The 21,070-nt window shown below is 64.0% G+C and carries 17 protein-coding genes; 6 read left to right on the forward strand and 11 right to left on the reverse strand.

Features of this window, described 5'->3' with window-relative positions; all coding sequences use genetic code 11:
* Positions 1-27: 27 nt before the first annotated feature.
* The 6 genes from TSA66_RS23850 to TSA66_RS23875 form a co-directional block, all read right to left on the reverse strand.
* Positions 28-435 carry a heme-binding protein gene (locus TSA66_RS23850; RefSeq protein ID WP_040041813.1) on the reverse strand — a complete coding sequence of 136 codons (408 nt, stop codon included), beginning with the start codon at positions 433-435 and terminating at the stop codon, positions 28-30.
* Positions 436-713: 278 nt separating this feature from the next.
* Positions 714-1,175 carry a hypothetical protein gene (locus TSA66_RS23855; protein ID WP_040041814.1) on the reverse strand — a complete coding sequence of 154 codons (462 nt, stop codon included), beginning with the start codon at positions 1,173-1,175 and terminating at the stop codon, positions 714-716.
* Positions 1,176-1,248: 73 nt separating this feature from the next.
* Complete coding sequence (gene mdoH / locus TSA66_RS23860; RefSeq protein WP_040041815.1) at positions 1,249-3,822, reverse strand: glucans biosynthesis glucosyltransferase MdoH; 2,574 nt, start codon at positions 3,820-3,822, stop codon at positions 1,249-1,251.
* Positions 3,795-5,303, reverse strand: a complete 1,509-nt coding sequence (locus TSA66_RS23865; protein WP_052452702.1) for a glucan biosynthesis protein G — start codon at positions 5,301-5,303, stop codon at positions 3,795-3,797. Before TSA66_RS23865 ends, mdoH begins: the two co-directional genes overlap by 28 nt.
* A gap of 154 nt (positions 5,304-5,457) precedes the next feature.
* The gene (locus TSA66_RS23870) at positions 5,458-6,015 is read right to left on the reverse strand and encodes a hypothetical protein (protein ID WP_157691774.1); all 558 of its coding nucleotides are present in this window, start codon (positions 6,013-6,015) and stop codon (positions 5,458-5,460) included.
* Positions 6,016-6,236: 221 nt separating this feature from the next.
* The gene (locus TSA66_RS23875) at positions 6,237-6,770 is read right to left on the reverse strand and encodes a phasin family protein (RefSeq protein ID WP_040041818.1); all 534 of its coding nucleotides are present in this window, start codon (positions 6,768-6,770) and stop codon (positions 6,237-6,239) included.
* A gap of 387 nt (positions 6,771-7,157) precedes the next feature.
* Between TSA66_RS23875 and TSA66_RS23880 the strand changes: the two genes are divergently transcribed.
* Entirely contained in the window at positions 7,158-7,865 is a 708-nt protein-coding gene (locus TSA66_RS23880) for a hypothetical protein (RefSeq protein WP_052452564.1), read from the forward strand.
* A gap of 124 nt (positions 7,866-7,989) precedes the next feature.
* On the opposite strand, the gene TSA66_RS23885 is transcribed toward TSA66_RS23880, so the two are convergent.
* The 3 genes from TSA66_RS23885 to TSA66_RS23895 form a co-directional block, all read right to left on the reverse strand.
* Complete coding sequence (locus TSA66_RS23885; RefSeq protein WP_052452565.1) at positions 7,990-9,504, reverse strand: WS/DGAT/MGAT family O-acyltransferase; 1,515 nt, start codon at positions 9,502-9,504, stop codon at positions 7,990-7,992.
* 83 nt (positions 9,505-9,587) lie between these two features.
* Positions 9,588-11,576 (reverse strand): SDR family oxidoreductase, encoded by a 1,989-nt coding sequence (locus tag TSA66_RS23890; protein WP_040041819.1) that lies wholly within the window; start codon positions 11,574-11,576, stop codon positions 9,588-9,590.
* Between the two features lie 251 nt (positions 11,577-11,827).
* On the reverse strand, positions 11,828-12,487 hold the full coding sequence (locus TSA66_RS23895) for a class I SAM-dependent methyltransferase (protein ID WP_040041820.1): 660 nt from the start codon (positions 12,485-12,487) through the stop codon (positions 11,828-11,830).
* 369 nt (positions 12,488-12,856) lie between these two features.
* Here TSA66_RS23895 and TSA66_RS23900 point away from each other — a divergent pair, with 369 nt between their 5' ends.
* Entirely contained in the window at positions 12,857-15,133 is a 2,277-nt protein-coding gene (locus tag TSA66_RS23900; protein WP_040041821.1) for a two-component system response regulator, read from the forward strand.
* Between the two features lie 253 nt (positions 15,134-15,386).
* A complete protein-coding gene (locus TSA66_RS23905) occupies positions 15,387-15,878 on the forward strand; it encodes a bacteriohemerythrin (RefSeq protein ID WP_040041822.1) in 492 nt (163 codons plus the stop codon).
* Positions 15,879-15,905: 27 nt separating this feature from the next.
* Here the strand turns inward: TSA66_RS23905 and cysE are convergent, their stop codons facing one another.
* Positions 15,906-16,787 (reverse strand): serine O-acetyltransferase, encoded by an 882-nt coding sequence (cysE, locus tag TSA66_RS23910; RefSeq protein WP_084199861.1) that lies wholly within the window; start codon positions 16,785-16,787, stop codon positions 15,906-15,908.
* Between the two features lie 258 nt (positions 16,788-17,045).
* Between cysE and TSA66_RS23915 the strand changes: the two genes are divergently transcribed.
* From TSA66_RS23915 to TSA66_RS23925, 3 genes are all read left to right on the forward strand, one after another.
* A complete protein-coding gene (locus TSA66_RS23915; protein WP_040041823.1) occupies positions 17,046-17,510 on the forward strand; it encodes a metallophosphoesterase family protein in 465 nt (154 codons plus the stop codon).
* A 170-nt stretch (positions 17,511-17,680) separates the two neighbouring features.
* Positions 17,681-18,328, forward strand: coding sequence for a DJ-1/PfpI family protein (locus TSA66_RS23920; protein WP_040041824.1), 648 nt, complete (start codon positions 17,681-17,683; stop codon positions 18,326-18,328).
* A complete protein-coding gene (locus TSA66_RS23925; RefSeq protein WP_040041825.1) occupies positions 18,282-19,280 on the forward strand; it encodes a GlxA family transcriptional regulator in 999 nt (332 codons plus the stop codon). The genes TSA66_RS23920 and TSA66_RS23925 overlap by 47 nt, the downstream gene beginning before the upstream one ends.
* Positions 19,281-19,286: 6 nt before the next feature.
* On the opposite strand, the gene TSA66_RS23930 is transcribed toward TSA66_RS23925, so the two are convergent.
* Positions 19,287-20,963, reverse strand: coding sequence for an NAD(P)/FAD-dependent oxidoreductase (locus tag TSA66_RS23930; RefSeq protein ID WP_040041826.1), 1,677 nt, complete (start codon positions 20,961-20,963; stop codon positions 19,287-19,289).
* Between the last annotated feature and the right edge of the window lie 107 nt (positions 20,964-21,070).

Consider the following 21,070-nt stretch of genomic DNA (forward strand, 5'->3'; position numbering starts at 1 on the left):
TGGCGCAGGATGCACCTGCGCGCATCCTCACAGCCCCAGTGCCGCGATCCCCGCTCTGGCGACTTGCGCATCTTCAGCCGCCTTGACGCCGGAAACGCCGACGGCGCCCAGGCATGAACCTTCCTGCAGGATCGGCACGCCGCCTTCCAGAAGGCCCTCCACATCCGGCGCCGTGACAAATGCAAAGCGGCCATTGTTAATCATGTCTTCATGAAACTTGGTTTCGCGCCGAGCCAGTGCGGCGGTGCGCGCCTTGGCTGCGGCAATGCCGACGGAAATCGGCGCGGCATTCTCGAGCCGTTGCAGCGAAAGCAGATGGCCGCCGTCGTCCACCACCGCGATTGTCACTGCCCAGCCGTTTCGCTTCGCCTCGGCTTCCGCTGCCGCGACAACTGCCTTCACATCTTCCAGCGTTAGAATTTGCTTCGATTGCATCACTTTTCCTTTTCGTTGTCTTGTCCAGCCCGATCAATATCGAGCCGGCTCACGTTCTTGCCATATCACTGCGCAATCGGGGCTGCCGCTCCCGAATAGCTGGGTTGGCCGCTCGCTCGCCATTGCCATGCGGGCGGAGCGCTTGCGCGGCGTCTTCGATTTTGCCCCGCCGATGTCGGCAACGTGCGTGAATAGTTTTCATGCATTGCTGCAGCGATTGACATTGACGCTCGGGCGTCGATTCGCTAGTTCGGCGAATACGATTCACCATTGCTTCCTTAGCCTTTCGCCGGGCGGGCACGCTTGCCAGCTCGCGAAAACGCCCCCTGCCACCGGTGCAACGCCAGGAAGGCAGCACTTCCGAGCAGGCCGAAGAACAGGTCGGAGATGGTGTCGGCCAGCCCCAGCTGCATCGCTGTACCAAGGAAATAATCGCAAAGAAACTCATAAAATTCCCAGAAGACGGCGGCCGAACTGACGCACGAAAACACGAGCACCATGCGGATCGGGTGCGGGATAGGGCCGACGACATCATCCGCACTGTCGAACAGGTCAAGCAGGAAGTACGACAGCGCCGCCCCGCCGCTGAAGTGCGTCACGCTGTCGAGCCACCAGTACAAGGAATAGGCATCGAAGACGAGCGAAGCAAGCAGGTAACAGCCAAACAGCGTGGCGGACGCCCACCCGCTCCGGCTGATTGCCGCCAGTAGCCATCTGGCCAGCATCTGTCTGTTTTTCATCGACGATTCCTTCCTTCACGCCGAATCAATATCGCAAGGAGCGTGCCTGGAATCGAATGCGTCTTTTCAAGGTTCAACTTTTTTCTCGTGCAATGCGATAACTCTCGTGGGCATGGGCGCAGGTCCACACGTCGAAGTGCAGCTGCGACAACAGCAACGGATCATCCAGCAGCGTCGCTCTTTGCTTTTCATCGAGCGCAGCCGGCCCGGCGCGCAGCGCAGTCTGCGCCAGCGCATCGCGCGCGGCGCTGCTCGCCGGCGGCAGGCCAATGCGCGCCGTGGCCGCCGCGCAGGCCAGGGCGTTGACGACCGGATCGACCACCGCATCGATGAAGCCGGGCTGCTCGCCACTTGCGCGCTGATGCGCGTCGCACGCCTGCAACTCGGGCGGCGGCGCGCACTCTTCCGGGATCACGAACAAGCCGGCACGGCGCAGGCGTCGCCCCAGCGACACCCGGCTCGACCAGACCGACAGCGGTGCCGACAGCGCCAGCGCGCCGGCGATCGGCAACAGCCACGGAAGAAACGACGGATTGAGCCAGTACACCGTGCCACCCCATGCCAGGCCGAGCAGCGTGTGCAGGCCGTGCTTGCCGAATGCCTCGCGCCAGCTGGTTTCCGAATCCGCACGCGGCGGCGATTTCCAGTGCAGGGCCCAGCCGAGAAAGGCGGCGGCCACAAAGCGCGTATGAAACAGCATGCGCACCGGCGCCATCAGCATCGACACGAGCATTTCAAGCAAAGCACTCGCCATCACGCGCGACCATCCCCCGAACTCACGCGCGCCGCCACGGCATGCCAGCAGCACGCTCAGGATCTTGGGCAGGAACAGGAGCGTGGCGGTGGCGGAAAACAGCGCCAACGCCTTTTCCGGATGCCATTGCGGCCAGATCGGGAACAGCTGGCGCGGTTCGACGAAATACTGCGGTTCGACCAGCGTGTGCAGCGCCAACAAGCCGGTCGACAGTGCGAGAAACAGGAACCACAAGGGTGCCGACAGGTACGCCATCACGCCGGTGACGAAGACGGCGCGATGCACCGGATGCATGCCGCGCGCGGCGAACAGCCGGAAATTCATCAGGTTGCCGTGGCACCAGCGCCGGTCGCGTTTCAATTCGTCGAGCAGGTTCGGCGGCATTTCCTCGTAGCTGCCGTCGAGGTCGTAGGCGATCCATACGCCCCAGCCGGCGCGCCGCATCAGCGCCGCCTCGACGAAGTCATGCGACAGGATGTCGCCGGCCAAGGCGCCGCGCCCCGGCAGCGGCGCCAGCGCGCAGTGGCGCATGAAGGGCGCGACGCGGATGATCGCGTTATGCCCCCAGTAGTGCGATTCGCCCAGCTGCCAATAATGCAGCCCGGCGGTAAAAAGTGGCCCGTACAGGCGCGTGGCGAACTGCTGGATGCGCGCATACAGGGTGTCGCGCCCGGCGGCGCGCGGCGCGGTCTGGATGATGCCTGCGCCCGGATTGGCTTCCATCAGCCGCACCAGCGTGGTCAGGCAGGCACCGCTCATGACGCTGTCGGCGTCGAGCACGATCATGTAGCGGTAGTTCCTTCCCCAGCGCCGGCAAAAGTCGTCGATGTTGCCGCTCTTGCGTTTGACGCGGCGCTTGCGGTGCCGGTAAAAGATGCGGCCGAAGCCGTCCACGGCGCGGCACAGGCTGGCCCATGCGGCAAGTTCGGCGGCGCGGATATCGCTGTTGCCGCTGTCGCTGAGCACGAAGAAGTCGAAATGCGGCAGCGCGCCGCTGCGCTGCAGCGATTCATAGGTGGCGCGCAATCCAGCCATCACCCGACCCACATCCTCGTTACAGATCGGCATCACGATTGCGGTACGCGCACGCGAATCGATCGGCGCCCGCTCATCGCGCATGCGCGAAATGAGATGCCGGTCGCTGCCGCGCACGAGCACCATAAATCCCGCCAGCGCGGTCCAGAAGCCGGCGGATACCCAGCAGAACAGCAGCGCAAAGAGTGCCAGCATGGACGCCTCGGCCAGCGTTGTTCCCTGGTAGGGCAGCACCTCGCGCATGAAGTAGGCGGCAATGCCGGTTTGTGCAAGCATCAGCGACAGCAGCACGCCACGCCGGATATTGCCGCGGTGCTGCCAGACGCCCTGCGGGTCGGGGGCATCGACGCCCTCGGCAGCGCCATCGGCGCGCGGTGGCTGCGACAGCGCCGCGCCATCACCCTGGGATGTGCGGCGCGCATGGCGCCTTTGCACGACAGCCTGCAGCCAGCGCGCGAGCGGATTGAGCGCGCCCCAAGGCTGCGGCACCATCGACGCCCGGTTGACGGGCGGCGCAAACGGCAACGGCATGCGTCGGCCCTGCCCGCCAGCCGCCCACTCGAGCGTGTCGGGCTGTAAAGCAGTGTGCGGCGGGCGATACGCCAACTGCAGGCGCGCTTCCACCGATGCGTGGGCAACATGGGCGTGCATGGCGCGCGGGGCCGGCCTGCCGGCAAGCGCGCAGTGCAGCGCGGTAAAAGCGGCGTGCGGCGCCCCATGCGCGACGCGCCAGGCGAATGCGCTGCGTTCATGCGGCGAGAGCGGCAAGCGGTCCAGGTAACGTTCGCACAGCGCCTCGGCGGCGTCTTGCTCCCCGTCCGGCGCGCGCCTCACTCGGGGGGCAGGATGTAGCTCCACGTTTCTGAAAGTGTCGTGTTGGCACTGCGTAGATAACCGCGCAATTCGACCGGCTTCTTGTCATCGCTGCGCGCCAGCCTGGCGGTCATGCGCCAGCCGCCGCTGGCGGCATTACGGTAGGCATTCACTTCGATCAGCCGCGCGTTGGCATCGGTGCTGACGACCGCCTCGACCTGCGCATCGCCGGCCAGCTTTTTGAGCGCCGGCCCCTCGAAGTCGACCGACAGCGCGATACTGTCGTCGGCCTTGCGCAGCCAGCCGTGGCCGCGCCGCGTCTGCACCGCCCAAGCCAGCGGCGGACGGCGGTCGGCATCCTTCTGCCACAGCAGCCGGTATTCGACATCATAGGGCTGCCCCGGCCTGGGCGGGGTGTCCGGGACCCAGAACGCGACGACGTTGTCATTGGTTTCGTCGGGCGTCGGAATCTGGATCAGCTCGACCCGGCCCGCGCCCCAGTCGCCCTTGGGCTCGACCCATGCGCTGGGGCGCGACTCGTAATGCGCCTCCAGGTCTTCATAGCTGCCGAAGCGGCGGTCGCGCTGCATCAGCCCGAAGCCGAGCGGATTGTTCAGCGCAAACGAGGTCACCAGCAGGCGCCGCGGGTTCACCAGCGGGCGCCAGATCCATTCTCCGGTGCCGGACTGGATCGACAAGCCGTCCGAGTCGTGCACTTCCGGCCGATAATCCTCGACCTGCGCGCGCTGGTTTTCGCCAAAAAAATACATGCTGGTGAGCGGCGCGATGCCGAGCTTGGCAACGTTCTCGCGCAGGAAGAGCCGCGCCTTCACCTCCATGGCGGTGTCGGTGCCGGGCCGGAGCACGAAGCGGTAGGCGCCAGCGACACGACGCGAATTGAGCAGCGCATAGACTGTCAATTCCTTGGCCGCCGCACCGGGCCGCTCGATCCAGAATTCGACGAATTGCGGAAACTCTTCGCCAGAATTGAGCGCGGTATCGATCGCCAGCCCGCGCGCCGACAGGCCGTAGGCCTGGCCCTTGCCGATGGCGCGGAAATAGCTCGCGCCTAAAAACACCAGCACCTCATCCTTGTATTTCGGCGTGTTGACCGGGTAGTGCACGCGGAAACCGGCAAAGCCCAGCCCGGCGAGGTCCTTCGCATGGATGTCGTTGGCGCCGTAGTGGAAGGATTTCGGATCGAACCGGATCTCGCGCACGTTCTTGCCGGCGACCTCGTGGATCTTGACCGGGCTGTCGAAGGCCATGCCCTGATGGAAAAACGCCAGCTCGAACGGCAGCTGCGCGTTGCGCCAGTATGTCTTGTCGCGCTCGAAACGGATATCGCGGTACTGGTCGTAGCTGAGACTGGCCAGCGTCTTCGAGATATTTTTCGGCGGCGCCTTGTAGGATGATGCGGCCAGCTGCCTCGCCTTGGCTGCGACGTCGTCGAAGCCGAAAGCGAATGCTGCTGCCGGCAGCAGCGCCAGCGTCGCGCAGGCGGCGGCGCGCTGGCGCACTATCATGAATTTGATTGCGGTTCCAAACATTGCAGCCCATTGCACATTCACATACGAGCCATCTTGCCGTCTCGTATCGCCGATGGTTTGAGGGTGTGCAATAGGCGCTTACTTATGGATGCGCATTTGGTTCAAATACAACAGAGTGGCCGGCAATTCCCTATTCCGGCACGAAGGTGCCGATCAGGGCCAGGACCGTGAAGCTGCCGCCCAGCGCGACGACCAGCCAGTTCCATGCACTCAGGCGCGCGTTGCGCTGATGCCCTGGGCAAGCGATGGCATTGAGGCGATTGGCCTGCGCCTGCGCCGGCAGAAGGAAGACCACTGCCAGCGACGACGCCCACCAATACGGGTCGGGCAGCTTCCACAGCATGGTCGTGACAGTCCATCCAGCCGCCAGCAACGCAGCCGGTACACGCATCGGCATGCCGGTTTCCTTGCCATAGTCGCGGATTCTGGCGAAGCATGAGTAACAAAAGAAAAGCGAGAAAAACGCGCGCCAGAACGGCATGATGTGGCTGCCTTCACGCTGCCGGATCCGCTGCCAGTTGCGGTAGTACCAGTACAGTTCATAAAAGCCGGCGGTGCACACGGACATGACGGTCAGCTTTACGAGGGATACGGCGAAAAACGGCGGCTCGCCCGCGTGGGCTGCCACGTGCATGGCTGTGTCTGCGGGAATGCTGGCCCGCTGCGGTGTGTCTAGATCGATGCTCACGAATTCTCCCCTGGCGCAAGCGTGTCATTTTACGCCGGGGAGTGCGGCCGGGCCGAATTGAGGAGCGGTGCCCTTGCCGGGCACCGCTGCTTCGCGCGAGTGAAACGGAAGACAAAGAGCCGCCCGGTTTTCATCGAAGCGGCCAGCCAGGAGCGGCGGCGCTGTCTATGGAAACGCGCCGGTGACAAGCCCGCGCGTTGCTCGCCATGTGCGTGCACTTCTCACGCGCGGGCTGCCGCCACCCTCGCCTGTTTTTTCAGCATCGGTGAATTGCGCGCACCTGACGCCGCGCGCGCGCCGGTCTTGGCCCCTGCTTTTTCCTTGCCTTTGGCAGGCGCTTTCCGTGCATGTGCGCCGGCACCGGACAAGGCTTTGACGGTCTTGTGCAAGTCCTCGATTTCGTCCGTGAGCGCCTTCAAGTCATCCTGCGTCGGCACGCCAAAGTTGCGCAGCGTGCGCGTGAAGCGCTCCTCGAACACTTCTTCCATTTTCACCAGCGGCGCGGTGGTTTGCCTGCCGATGGTTTCGCCCATCCTGGTGATCGCATCCGAAATTTTTTGGCCTGCCAGTTGCTGCGTGCGTGTCTGCAGGCTCGCGCCTTCCTTCATCAACCGGGCAAGCAACTCACTGCCTTCCTCGCGCACCGTGGTAAATGCGCCGAGCCCGGCCTGCCAGATGTGTTGCGCAGAATTGCGTACCGCGTCCTTCAATTGCATCTCGTGAGGTTGTTGCATGTCGTGCAGCTTTCTCGTCATAGTCCTTTTCCAATCGGTTGGTCGATGTCGAATACACGGTTCGTATCGAGGCGTCGGCGTCGCTGTTTCTTCTGACGAGACAATGCGCCGGGCCGGCTGATTTTGCATTGCGGTTCATCAGATGGCTTCGCCTTATCAAGGCCGCCCCAGCGCGATCCGCGCTGATCTTGTATAGCCATAAAGCATGTCGCATCACAGATGCGCTGATTCCATCGCGGGTGATATGGATCAAAGATTTTAGCGACGCAGAAGACGAGAGTAATACCGCGCCGGGTCGTTCGACGGCGCGCATCACTCCGCTTCTCCGCCGCCAATCAAGCCGAGTACGCAATGCCATGCGCACTCGGCTGCTGGCGCATTTCCACCTAACGACATGAAGGAATCGACATGACGACCAAACATACTAGGGAAAGCAGTGAGCACGCGAATGAGGCAGCAACGAAAGTGCCGGCAGTATCCGGCAAGGAACAGGCCGCTTCGGAGGGATACACGATGCAGACCCTCCAGGAAGGCATTGCGGGACGCCTGGCGGGACTCAACAGCATCGAGGCCGATATCGTGACGCTCGTCAAAAACACGGTCTCCGATACGCTCAAGACGGGCGGCGGCGCCGCAACTCAGTTGACCAAGGTGATACACGATGTGGTCGAAGGTGCGATCGGCGCCACCGAGCAGGTCGGCACTGGCTTGACCATGAGCACCAAGAGCGTAGCCAAGGGCATCGTGATGGGTGTACATGAAGTCAATGGCGACGTCATCGGGGCCGGCTCGGAGACGCTGCGTTCGGTGATTCATCATGCCGCCGCAATCGGCGCCGACGTGGGGCTGGTGGCAAAACGCGCGATGAATGGCATTATCGAAGGCGTGTCAGAAACCGGCGGCAATGTCGGGCAGGCAGCATCACGCGCGACCGAAGGCGCGATCGAGGAAGCAGGCCGGATCGGCAACATGGCTGTAAAAACGGTCAAGGATGTACTGATCGGTATCGGCGACGGCGTGGGCGAGGTGCTCGGCAAGATGCTGCCGCATGCGCCGAGCCACCCTGCCGCACAACACCATGCAGCCTCGGCACCCGGCAAGGCCATGCATAGCTGACGGGTGATTCAAACCGATTCAAGCATGTGGGAGCCGCGCGTCATGCGGCGCGGCTCCGCGTACCAGTTTGGCCCGTGCGGCACGCGCGACGGCAGCGCGGCGCGGTCCAGCGCCGCTTCGGGATTCAGGCATGCGGATGCGCGCCGTGCTGGCTGCCATGCGCATGCGCTGCGCCAGGGCGCCGCGGCCACGGCATCAGCAAGGCGCCGGTCAGCAGCGCCTCGAACTCGGCGGCAAAGCTGGTGACGATCAGCTCCGGATCGGGCACGCGGCGCACGTCGCTCATCACGCCGAAATCGACCTTGCCGTCGTAGCTCAGAATGCTGATGCCCATGCCGATGCCGCCCGACTGAGGCACCCAGAACACCTGGCGCACGATGCGCTTGCCGGCGAAGAAGCGCGCCTCGGACGTGCCGCGCACATTGGTGATGACGGCGCTGGCGTTGGCTGCGAGCGCTTCGAGCGTCTTTTCCCGGATAGCGTCCGGCACCATGCCCATGCTCATCAGAATGCCCAGTGCCACGGTCGGCTGCTGCGAATGCTTGAGTTCGTCCATGCGACGCTTCACCGCCAGTACGCGCTCGGCCCTGTCCTCGACGCCGAGCGGCAGGTCCAGGAACACCATGCCGAAGTGATTGCCCAGGTCCGTGATGGGTCCCGGCGGGCGCATGTTGACCGGCACCAGCGCGCGCATGTCCAGGCCATCGACCGCGTCGCCGCGCGCCAGCAGGTAGCTGCGCAACGCGCCGGTCACGCACGCCAGCAGCACGTCATTGACCGAGCAGGCGAACGCTTCGGCGATCGCCTTGACCTCGAACAGCGAGAGCGGCTGCGCCCATGCCGCCCGCTTCATCACGCCAAGCGGCCCCTTGAAGCGCGTATGCGAATCCGGCTTCATGGTGGCGATATAGGCCGCCTCGCGCGCCAGATCGACGCCAGTGCGGGCATAGCCGGCAACCTGCAGCGGGTTGGCCAGCAACTGCTGGCCAATGCCGAACAGCGACTGGGCCGAGCGCAGCGCGTCGCCCATCGTTTCCGAGACCGGGCCAAAAATACGTTCCCACGCCGCGCGCTGAACGCCATTGCCGTTGTCCCCGACATCGCCGGCTGTTTCATGCGTAAGCGTGGGGGCGGTGTCGGTCATGCAGGAAAGCACATGGATCAATGCGAATCCGTCCGCATAGCAATGGTGAATGCGCAGTACCAGCGCGCTGCCTCCGCGCTGGTCGTCGATCAGATGGAACTGCCACATCGGCCTGCCGCGGTCGAGCGGAGTGCTGACCAGATCGCTGACCGCGTCTTCAAGCGCGTGCGCAGTGTGCGGCACGGCGATATGACGCACATGCCAGGACAGATCGAATTCGGGATCGTTTTCCCAGAAGGGGTTGCCGCCCTGCTCGACGATGCGCTGGCGGAAGCGGTGAAAGCACAGCATACGCGTGGCGACAACCTCTTTGACGCGGGCCAGGTCGAGCCGGTCCTCGAAGGTCAGCATGCCGCAGATCATCATCAGATTGGTCGGCCGGTCCATGCGCAGCCACGCGGTATCAACGTACGACAAGGATTCCCGCACGCCTGCCATTGTGCTCATCGTCGTATTCCACAGTGGTGTCGTGATCGGATTCAGGGTGATTTGCATGGTATTCCGGAGTGGGCTGTGGACATGACGGGAAGCAGCTGGGTGCGGGCGGTCCGATGCGTGGTTTTGCTCATGCCGGGCGCCTAAAAATGCATGCCGCGCAGCAGCTGCTGCATGGCGCGCTGTTCGGGCGATAGTGCGGGCGCTTCCTTGCCGCCCGCCTTATCTGTCGGCTCCATGTCCGCGAACAGGCGAAACGCGGTGTTCAGGATGATTTGCGCCCCGTGCGGCATCACCGTGTGCAGCCCCTGCCCGGCCAGCCCGATCGGGGTCGCAATGCGCACCGGCTTGCTGACGATGGCACGCGCCACGAGGTCGGCGGCCTCTTGCGGCGACAGCGTCGGCATGTCCCGATAAATGCGGGTGGGCGCGATCATGGGCGTGCGCACCAGCGGCATGTTGATGGTGGTGAACTTGATGCCGGCGTCGGCCAGTTCCGAGGCAGCGCACAGCGTCCAGGCGTCGAGCGCGGCCTTCGACGCGACATAGGCCGAAAAGCGCGGCGCGTTGGTCAAGACGCCGATCGACGAGATATTGATCACCTGTCCGGTGCGCCGCTCAATCATCTTCGGCAGCAGCCCCATCGTCAGCCGCAGCGCGCCGAAATAGTTCAGCTGCATGGTGCGCTCGAAGTCGTGCAGCCGGTCGAAACTTTCCTCGATTGGCCTGCGAATCGAACGGCCGGCATTGTTGACCAGAATGTCGACGCCATCGTGGCGCGCCAGGAGCATCTGCACGAATCGCTCGCAATCGGCCGCGTCGGCCAGGTTTGCCTGATAGGTGATGACGTCGAAGCCGCGCGCCTGGATCGCCTCCCTGGCTGCCGCAAGCTTGGCCGCGTCGCGCCCGCAGATGAGCGTGGTCGCGCCGGCTTCGGCCAGCTTGTGCGCGGTGGCCAGGCCGATGCCGGAAGAGCCGCCCGTCACCAGCACCGTCTTGCCCTGAACCTGCCCGCGCAGGCTGCGGTCAACGAACAGGTCCGGGTCGAGATGGCGCTCCCAGTAGTCCCAGAGGCGGTCCGCGTACCGATCCAGCCGAGGGCAGGCAATGCCGCTGCCTGCCAGCGCCTCGGCCGCACGGCGGTTGTCGAAGCGTGTCGGGTAGTTCACGAACTGCAGCACGCCATCCGGCAGGCCAAGGTCCCTCATGAGCGCCTCCTTCAGGCGCAGTACCGGTTTCAAGGCCATCACGGTCTTCGTGACCACCTCGGGGACGAAGCCGAACAGCGCGGCATTGATGCGCAGGCTGAGCGCGGGCGCATGCGCCGCGCGCGCGAAAATATTGAGCACCTCGCCCACGCGCATCGGTGCCGGGTCGGTCAGGTGAAAGCATTCGCCGCCGGCGCGCTGCTGGTGCGCGATATGGCACATCGCGTCGACCACATAATCGACCGGCACGATGTTGATGCGCCCGCCCTCGATGCCGATGGCCGGCATCCACGGCGGCAACACGCGGCGCAGGCGCTGTATCGGCTTGAAGAAATAATAGGGGCCGTCGACCTTGTCCATCTCGCCGCTGCGGGAGTCGCCCACCACCATGCCGGGCCGGTACACTGTCCAGGGCACCGGGCAGGACGTGCGCACGATTTTCTCGGATACGTGCTTGGTGGAGAAATACGGATGGTCGAGGTGCTCCGCCTCGTCGAACATGTCTTCGCGAAACGTGCCCTCGTAGAGGCCGGCGGCGGCAATCGAGCTGACGTGATGAAAATGCTTTGCCCGCAACGCACCGGCCAGCGCTACCGCATTGCGCGTTCCGCCGATATTGGTAGCGACCTGCGGCTCGGGGTCGGCCTTCAGGTCATAGATGGCGGCCAGATGAAAGAAGTGGTCGATCGTGTCCGTGAGCGCGGCCGCTGCACGCGCATCGATGCCGAGACCGGCCGCGCGCACGTCGCCGTGCACCGGGATCGCGCTCGAGCGCTGCGGGTTCCAGTACGCCAGCAGGGAAGGCAGCTTGTCCGCACTGGCTTCGCGCATCAGGAAATACACTTCGCTTCCCTCGCGCTCCAGCAGTTTCTTGACGAGCCGCCTGCCGATGAAGCCAGTCGCTCCGGTAATGAAATACCGCATTGCGTCTCCTTGCCTTCGAATCTGCCGCCGGATGGATGGGTCTTGCAACACGGACGTGCCAGCCATCTTCCAGCAGGGCCGCCGGCAGCCGATGCAATTCATTATCTGGCCATGCCTGCGACAAATCATTGAACGAGGTCAAACACGCCAGAGTGCGCAGGCATGCGCCGGCAATACACATACGTCGAGGAAATTTTACGGAGCTAAACCGGCATTGGCGGCCCCAAGATCAGGCGCTGCGGCACGCGCGTTCAGCGCTTGCGCGCCAGCGTCAAGCCATCGGCGACCGGCACCAGCGACAGATCGACGCGCTCGTCGGCATGCAGCTTGCGGTTGAACGCCTGGAGCGCCGCCGTGTCGGCATCCTGCGCCGGGCGCGCCACGGCGCCGCCCCACAGGACATTGTCGACGACAAGCAGTCCGCCTTGGCGCAGCAGCGTCAGGCAGCGCTCGTAATAGGTGTCGTAGCTGCTCTTGTCGGCATCGACGAAGGCGAAGTCGAAGCTGCCGGCATCGCCATGCGCGATCAGCTCGTCAAGCGTCTGGGTCGCCGGCGCAATGCGCAGGTCGATCTTGTGCGCCACGCCCGCCTTTTCCCAGAAGCCGCGCGCTACATCGGTGAATTCGCGGCTGATGTCGCAGCCGATCAGGCAGCCGTCCGGCGGCAGCGCAAGCGCGGTCGCCAGGGCGCTGTAGCCGGTGAAGACGCCGACCTCGATGGTGCGGCGCGCGCCGATCAGCTTGACCAGCAGCGCCATGAACTGGCCCTGCTCGGGCGAGATCTGCATCGAGGCGTTCGGATGGGTGCGGTTCAGTTCGCGCAGGGCAGCCAGCGCCGGATGCTCGCGCAGCGACACATCGAGCAGGTAGCGGTACAGCGTGTCATCCAGATTCAGCGAGCGGGTGGACATCGCGTTCTCCTCATCGCAAGGACGGATGGCCCTATCGTAGCGGGTGGCGCACCACCTGCCTGCTGTTTGCGCAAACCCTGCGCGTGCCGGAGGCGATGCCCGCAATAAAGGTTGTAATTTGAACTCAGCCACGACCCTCGCGTCTAACCCGGAACGGCTTGGAATCGAGAAAATTTCAGCCTGTCATGTTCACTCACGCTTCTTCCACCGGGAATCGACGCATCGTGTTGCCTGAAAAAACTGCACGAAGCGCATTCCGCATTACCGCTGCTGTTCGGCAGCGCCTGTGCGGATGGCCGCGCTCGCCCCTCACCCCCGCATCCTCGTACCGCCGCCGCTGCCGCTCGGCGGGCGCGTGAGGCGCCTGCCATGACTCCTCGCCCGGCATCGGCCCTGCAAGGCCAGACCATCCTGATGGTGGACGACACCCCGGCCAACCTGGGCGTGCTGGCCCACGTGCTGGAAGAGCATGGCTTGACGGTGGTGGTCGCCCAGGATGGCGAGGAAGCGATCGCGCGCGCCGAACGGGTGCGGCCGAACCTGATCCTGCTGGATGTCATGATGCCCGGCATCGACGGCTTCGAGACTTGCCGCCAGCTCAAGGCGCATCCCGGATTGCATGGCATCCCGGTGATCTTCATGACCGCGATGGCGGAAAACAGCGACAAGCTGCGCGGCTTCGAAGTCGGCGGCGTCGATTACGTGACCAAGCCGTTCCAGATCGAGGAAGTGCTGGCGCGCATCAATACCCACCTGATGCTGTGCCAGGTGCAGACCCGCCTGTCCGAACAGAACGACAAGCTGCAAAAGGAAGTCGCGCTGCGCCGGCAGATCGAAACCCACCTGCAGACGGCCTACGAGCAGCTCGAAGAGCGGGTGGCGCAGCGCACCGACGAGCTGGCACGCGCCAATGCGCAGCTGACGGCGGAAATCAACGAGCGCATGCGCGTCGAGCATTCCCTGCGCAAGAGCGAGGCGCGCATCCGCCGCTTGGTCGACTCCAACATCATCGGTATTTTTTTCTGGACGCCCGACGGCGCCCTGACCGAAGCGAACGACGCCTTCCTGCAGCTGCTCGGCTACACGCAGCAGGACCTGCGCGACGGCGGGGTGCGCTTCGAGCAGATCTCGCCGCCCGAATATACGGCCCTGCTCAAGCAGGAAGAGGAAGAGATCAGGCGCACCGGCAGCCTGCAGCCGTTCGAGAAGGAGTACGTGCACCGGGACGGGCACCGCGTGCCGGTGCTGGTCGGCGCCGTCTTCATCAACGGCGGCCAGGACGAGGGCGTGGCCTTCGTGCTCGACCTGAGCCAGCACAAGGAAGCCGAGGAGCGCATCCGCTACATGGCCGATCACGACACCCTCACCGGCCTGCCCAACCGCGCGCTGCTGCAGGACCGGCTGCAGCAGGCGCTGGCGCACGCGCACCGCACCCAAACCGAGGTCGCGGTGCTGTTCATCGATCTCGATTACTTCAAGCACATCAACGATTCGCTCGGCCATCAGGTCGGCGACAGCCTGCTGCGCATCGTGGCCGACCGCCTCAAGCATTGCGTGCGCGAGGGCGACAGCGTGGCGCGCCTGGGCGGCGATGAATTCGTGCTGACGCTGCCGCTGATCACCGACAGCGCCGACGTGGCGCTGGTGGCGCAAAAGGCGCTCGAGGCGCTGGACGCGCCGTTCCACTGCGAAGGCCATGAATTGCACGTCAGCGCCAGCATCGGCATCAGCATGTATCCCGACGATGGCACCGATGTCGAATCCCTGATGCGCACGGCCGACACGGCCATGTACCATGCCAAGGAAAAAGGGCGCGGCAATTACCAGTTCTTTACCTCGTCGCTGAACCGGGCGGCGCAGCGGCGTCTGGCGATGAGCAATTCGCTGCGCCATGCGCTGGCGCGCAACGAATTCACGCTGTTCTACCAGCCCCAGGTGGAGCTCGAAAGCGGCACGATCTTTTCTGCCGAAGCCCTGCTGCGCTGGCGCCAGCCGGGCAAGGTGCCGGTCACCTGCAATGAATTCGTGACGCTGGCCGAGGAAACCGGCCTGATCCTGCCGATCGGCGAATGGGTCTTGCGCGAAGCCTGCATGCAACTGAAGCGCTGGCACGAGCTCGGCTACACCAACCTCGTCATCGCGGTGAACCTGTCGGCGCGCCAGTTCTTCCAGCCGAATTTCCTGGGCACGATCAGGCAGGCCCTCGACGACAGCGGCATTCCCGCTTCCTGCCTCGATCTCGAAATCACCGAAAGCATGCTCATGCAGCGCAGCGAAGACAATGTCGCCATGCTCAAGCGCCTCTCCGGCATGGGGGTGAAACTGTCGATCGACGATTTCGGCACCGGCTATTCGAGCCTGGCTTACCTGCAGCGCTTCCCGGTCGACGCGCTCAAGATCGACCGCTCCTTCATCAGCGGCATCGGGCAGGATTCCAACGACACGGCGCTCGTCACCGCCATCATTTCCATGGCACACAGCCTGCGCCTGAAAGTGCTGGCCGAAGGGGTCGAGACGCCGGAGCAGATCAGCTTCCTGCGCTCGCACGGCTGCCTGTCGGCGCAAGGTTATTTCTACAGCGAAGCAGTATCTTCCGACGAATTCACCAAGCTATTGCTGCGGCAGCAACGCACGGTCGATGCGTGAAGCACACCGGCGCCACGCACGCCGTTATCAGCCGCAGCGCGACGCGTTTTCCCGCACTCTGTCGCGGCAAATGCCGCTCCCTTCTCCCTGTCTGGCTCGATTGATTCAGATCAAAGTTGTCAAAATACATCTGCATTTACACTGATTTCAAGCAACGCATGTCTTTTGGCAATATAGCCGGCGCGCAATCCGGTCACCGCCCGGCGTTGCCATGTGTTCGCTCGGTGCTCACTGACTGGCAAAGAGAAAAGATATGTCTCAAGAAGAAAACGGCAAGCATGCCCCATTCGTCATCGAGTGGAGAAAAGGGTTTCAGGTCAATATCGAACAAGTCGACACGGAACATCAGCACCTGTTCGCCCTGGTCAAGGCGCTAAATCTCGCTTCGGTTGAAAAGACGGTGGAGGAATTGCTCGATTACGTGGTCGTGCACTTTTCCAACGAGCAGGATTTGATGGAAAAAAGCGGCTATCCGGGCTTCGAACAGCACTTGAAGCTGCACGAGGATTTCGCCACCCACGTCGCGGATTTCCTGGGCAATGGCGAAGCGTGGACAGAAGAACGCGTGCAGGAACTGCGCCGCTTCCTGAACAAATGGCTCGTCGGCCACATCATGACCCACGATCTGCGCTTCGGCCGCTGGTACACGGAACACCACCCGGCGCCAGCAGTCGTTGCCGCGCCCGTGGTTGCCGCACCGAAGGCGCACCGCGGATTCCTGTCCGCCTTGTTCGGGTTGAAGTAACGCCCCCGGCCGGCGCCGCGATTGCGGTCAGATCGTCTGGTCCATCTCGGTCGACGGGCAGCTGTCGAGGTGCTGGCGCACCACCCGCGCCGGCACGCCGGCCACCGTGCAATGCGGCGGCACCGGTTTCAACACGACGCTGCCGGCGGCCACCTTGCTCATCGTCCCGACTTCGATATTGCCCAGGATCTTGGCACCGGCACCGATCATCACGCCGCTGCGGATTTTCGGATGACGGTCACCATGCTCCTTGCCGGTGCCGCCCAAGGTGACGTTTTGCAATAACGATACATTGTCTTCGATGACGGTGGTTTCGCCGATCACGATGCCGGTGCCGTGATCGAACATGACGCCGGCGCCGATGCGCGCGGCCGGATGGATATCCACCGCAAACACCAGCGATGCCCGGTTAGCCAGCGCAAAGGCCAGCTCGCTGCGCCCTTCCCGCCACAAGGCGTGCGTGGCACGGTACGTCTGCAGCGCATGAAAGCCTTTCAGGTTCATCAGCACATGCAAATGGTCGGGGCAGGCGGGATCGCGTTCCTTGACGGCGGCAAGATCGGCCGCCGCCTGTTGCAGCGCCGTCTCTTCCTGCGTAAAAAGTTGCCGCAGCAAAGCAAACAGCGGCGGCTCCGGCAAGTCGCCGCAGCTCAGGCGCTGCGCCAATACCGCAGCCAGCGCCGGCGCCAGCCCGTCATGCCGCAGCACTTGCTGCTGCATGCGCAATTGCAGCAAGGGCTCGCGCGCGCAGACAGCGTCGGCGGCGGCCCGTATGCCTTGCCACAGCAGCGCCGCCTCGTCATGCCGTACCGGCAGCGATGCGATGCGCAGGCGCCGTTCGACCATGCCGGCGTCTTCCGCCGGAGGCACTTCTTTGCGTGCCGCAATACCTTGCTCTATCCTGTTCATGGCTGCTCTCCATGGCCGCGCCGCCGTGGGCACGGTGCAAAAAACAAAAATGGCTGCAGGTCTTGCAACGCTGCAGCCATCGGAATCTGTCGAAAACGCATGCGCTAATCGGCCAGCCCCTCCGGCTGTGCGCGACAACATGCCACAATAATCAGGTTGGAAACGTCCGGCCGGTTCATTGGTCCAAAATTTCGCATATCGTTATAACGATCCTATTTAAGCACATTTCAGACGACCGGGCTTGCCCGGTCCCGCTCCATGACGACAATTGGCCTCATTTCCGACACCCACGGCTTGCTGCGTCCGGAAGCGCGCGTGGCGCTGCGCAATGTGGACCGCATCATCCACGCCGGCGACATTTGCAATGCCGAAGTGCTGGCGGCGCTGGCGGACATCGCCCCGCTGACGGCGGTGCGCGGCAACAACGACCGTGGCGCTTGGGCACAGGCGGTGCCGGAACGCGCGCTGATCGAGATCGACGGCATGAAGCTGTACGTGCTGCATGACTTGCACGAACTCGATATCGACCCGAAAGCTGCAGGCGTGAAGGCGGTCATTACCGGCCATTCGCACCGTCCGCTGTCAAAGATGGAAAACGGCGTACTGTACGTCAATCCAGGCAGCGCCGGGCCGCGGCGCTTTCGCCTGCCGATTTCGCTCGGCTTCCTGGAAATCGAGGGCGGGCAACTCCGGGCGCGCCTGCAGACGCTGGACGTGGACTGAGCAGCCGTCGTCTGAGGGACGGGGCAGACCTGCGCCACGGAAACGGCAGCTGCAGAGATGGCCGGTTTTGTCCGCTTCTTGTCTTACGCGTGCATTTCGGTGCACGTCTGCTCTGCGTAACATCATTTGCACGCCGAGACTGATCTCGGCATTCACCGGCAAAGGAGCTGATGATGTTAAGCGTAGGCATACTGGTGTTCGACAAGGTCGAAATCCTGGATTTCGCCGGTCCGTATGAAGTGTTTTCGGCTGCGTCGCGTGTCCATGCGCGCAATATGCCCTTGCAGATGGCGGCGTCAGCCCTGTTTCGCTGCCATCTGGTGGCGGAAGAAATGCGGCCGGTCCATGCGCGCGGAGGCATGAAGGTGCTGCCGGATTGCGTGCTGCCGCCCCCGGGCGACATCGATGTGCTGATCGTGCCGGGAGGCGACGTATCGGCGGTGCTGGAACGCCCGCGCGTGATCGACTGGATCCGCGCGCAGGATACGCGCATTACCGCGTCGGTGTGCACCGGCGCCTTCCTGCTGGCGAAGGCCGGTCTGCTCAATCGCCTGCCGGTGACCACGCACTGGGAAGACCAGGCCGAGCTGCAGGCGCGTTATCCTTCGCTCGTGGTGTTGCAGGACAGGCCGTGGGTGGACTGCGGTAAAGTAGTGACCTCCGGCGGCATCTCGGCCGGCATCGACATGAGCCTGCATCTGGTCGAGCGGCTCGCAGGCAAGCAGCTGGCGCACGCCACCGCCAGGCAAATGGAATACAGATGGAATACCCATGGAACAGACAGCCCTGCCGATCCCGGTTTATTTCGTGCTGCGTGAGCGCACGCTGGCGCTGGACCTGATCGGCCCGGCCGAAGTGCTGCGCTACGCCAACCGGCAGGCGGAAAAGGAAGGGCGGCCGGCGCCATTCGCGTCGCACTACGTCAGCGCCGAGACGCGCATCGACACTTCGGTCGGGCTCGACGTGACCGGCTTTGCCGCCCTGCCCGAGCGTCTGCCCGACGATGCCATCGTAATCCTGGTGGCGTGCGCCGGCAGCGACAATGATTTCAGCAGCCCCGCGGCGCAAGCCACGGTCGCCTGGCTGCGCCGGCACGTCACGCCGCGGCACCGGCTGCTGTGCATCTGCACCGGCGCGCTGCTGGCCGGATTTGCCGGCTTGCTCGACGGCCGCCAGTGCACCACCCACCACAGCCACTGCGACGACTTGCGCAGGATCGCGCCGCGCGCGCACGTGCTGGAAGACCGGATTTTCGTCGAAGACGGATATATCTATACCAGCGCCGGCGTCACCGCCTGCATCGACCTGACGCTGCATCTGGTGGCGCAGATCGCCGGCCATCAGTTCGCCGCGGCGATTGCGCGCAACATGGTGATCTACCTGCGGCGCGCCGGCAGCGACCCGCAATTGTCGCCATGGCTGGCGTTTCGCAACCACCTGCATCCGGCCGTACACCGGGTGCAGGACGCGATCATCGGCAATCCGGCCAACGACTGGAACATCGCTCAGCTGGCGCAGATCGCCTGCGCCAGCGAGCGCCACCTGACGCGCCTGTTCCGTGAACACACCGGCACCGGCATCGTCGATTACATCCAGCGCATCCGCGTGGCGCTGGCACGCGAGCTGCTGGCGCAGTCACCGCTCAACATGGAGCGCGTGGCGGAAAAGGCGGGATTCAATTCATCGCGCCAGCTGCGGCGCGTCTGGAACAAGTTCGAGGCTGCGCCGCCCAGCCGCTATCGGGCGGGCATGGAGGGCGCGCTGCAGTAAAGCGGGTCAGTAGATTTGCGCGCCGCCGACCGTGCCACCGTGGATGTCGGTGCTGCCGACCATGGAAAGCGCCACCGCTTCGGCCACCTTGATGCCATCCACGGCAGCCGAAAGAATGCCGCCGGCGTAACCGGCGCCTTCGCCGGCCGGGAACAGACCCTTGGTGTTGAGGCTCTGGAAGTTGTCGAGCCGCTTGATGCGCACCGGCGACGAGGTGCGCGTCTCCACCCCGGTCAGCACCGCGTCGCGCATCGCATAGCCCTTGATCTGGCGGTCGAATGCCGGGATCGCTTCGCGCATCGCCTCGATCGCATAGGCAGGCAATGCGGGCGCAAGGTCGGTCAAGTGCACGCCTGGCTTATAGGAAGGCAATACCGAACCGAATTCCTTGGACGGCTTACCAGCGAGGAAATCGCCGACCAGCTGGCCCGGCGCATCATAGTTGCTGCCGCCCATGACGAATGCGCGCGATTCGAGTTCGCGCTGGAATTCGATGCCTGCCAGCGGATGCTTGTCGCCGCCAAAATCCTTGGGATCGATGCCGACCACGAAGCCGCTGTTGGCGTTGCGCTCGTTGCGCGAATACTGGCTCATGCCATTGGTGACCACGCGCCCCGGCTCGGACGTCGCCGCCACCACGGTGCCGCCGGGGCACATGCAGAAACTGTAAACCGCGCGGCCATTCTTGCAGTGATGCACGAGCTTGTAATCGGCCGCGCCCAACAGCGGATGGCCGGCGAACTTGCCGAAGCGTGCGCGGTCGATCAGCGACTGCGGATGCTCGATGCGAAAGCCGATCGAGAACGGTTTCGCTTCGATGTACACGCCGCGATCAAACAGCATCTGGAAGGTGTCGCGCGCACTATGGCCGACGGCCAGCACGACATGCTCGGTGGCGATATGCTCGCCGTTTTCCAGCACCACGCCGCGAATTTGCTTCCCTCCTTGCGCATCGTCGATGTCAAGGTCGGTCACCTTGGCCTGGAAGCGGAATTCGCCGCCCAGCGCTTCGATCGTTTCGCGCATGGCTTCCACCATCTTCACCAGGCGGAAGGTGCCGATGTGCGGCTTGCTCACATACAGGATTTCTTCCGGCGCATAGTGCTTCACGAATTCGGTGAGCACCTTGCGGCTGTAATGCTTCGGGTCCTTGATCCCGCTGTGCAGCTTGCCGTCGGAAAAAGTGCCGGCCCCGCCTTCGCCGAACTGCACGTTCGACTCCGGGTTCAGGTCGCGCTTGCGCCACAGGCCCCAGGTATCCTTGGTGCGTTCGCGCACCACCTTGCCGCGCTCCAGGATGATGGGCTTGAAACCCATCTGCGCCAGGATCAGCGCGGCGAAAATGCCGCACGGGCCGAAACCGATGATCACCGGGCGGGCCGCGTCGGGACGCGCCGCAATGCTGGCCGTGGCCCGGGCGACGAACTTGTATTCCATGTCGGGCGTGATGCCGATATGCGGCACGCCCTGCAGGCGCGTCAGCACCGCCGCCTCGTCCCGCACCGTCACGTCAAGCGTGTACACCAGCATGATGGCGTTCTTCCTGCGCGCGTCGTAACCGCGCCGGAAAACGGTATAGCCGACCAGTTCGCCGGCATCGATCTTCAGGCGCGCCAGGATGGCGGCCGGCAGGTCGGAATCGGGATGGTCGAGCGGGAGGTGTACGTCAGTCAATCGCAGCATGCGCGTGTTGGAGGTGGGCGATGAGAAGGGCGCTATTTTACCCCACCCCATGCGGCGACCGGCGCATCGAAAGACCGCTGCGCCGGCCGCTTTCCTGCCCGTTTTCA

Origin of the sequence: Noviherbaspirillum autotrophicum, assembly GCF_000818395.1 — a bacterium.
Lineage (GTDB): Bacteria > Pseudomonadota > Gammaproteobacteria > Burkholderiales > Burkholderiaceae_D > Noviherbaspirillum > Noviherbaspirillum autotrophicum.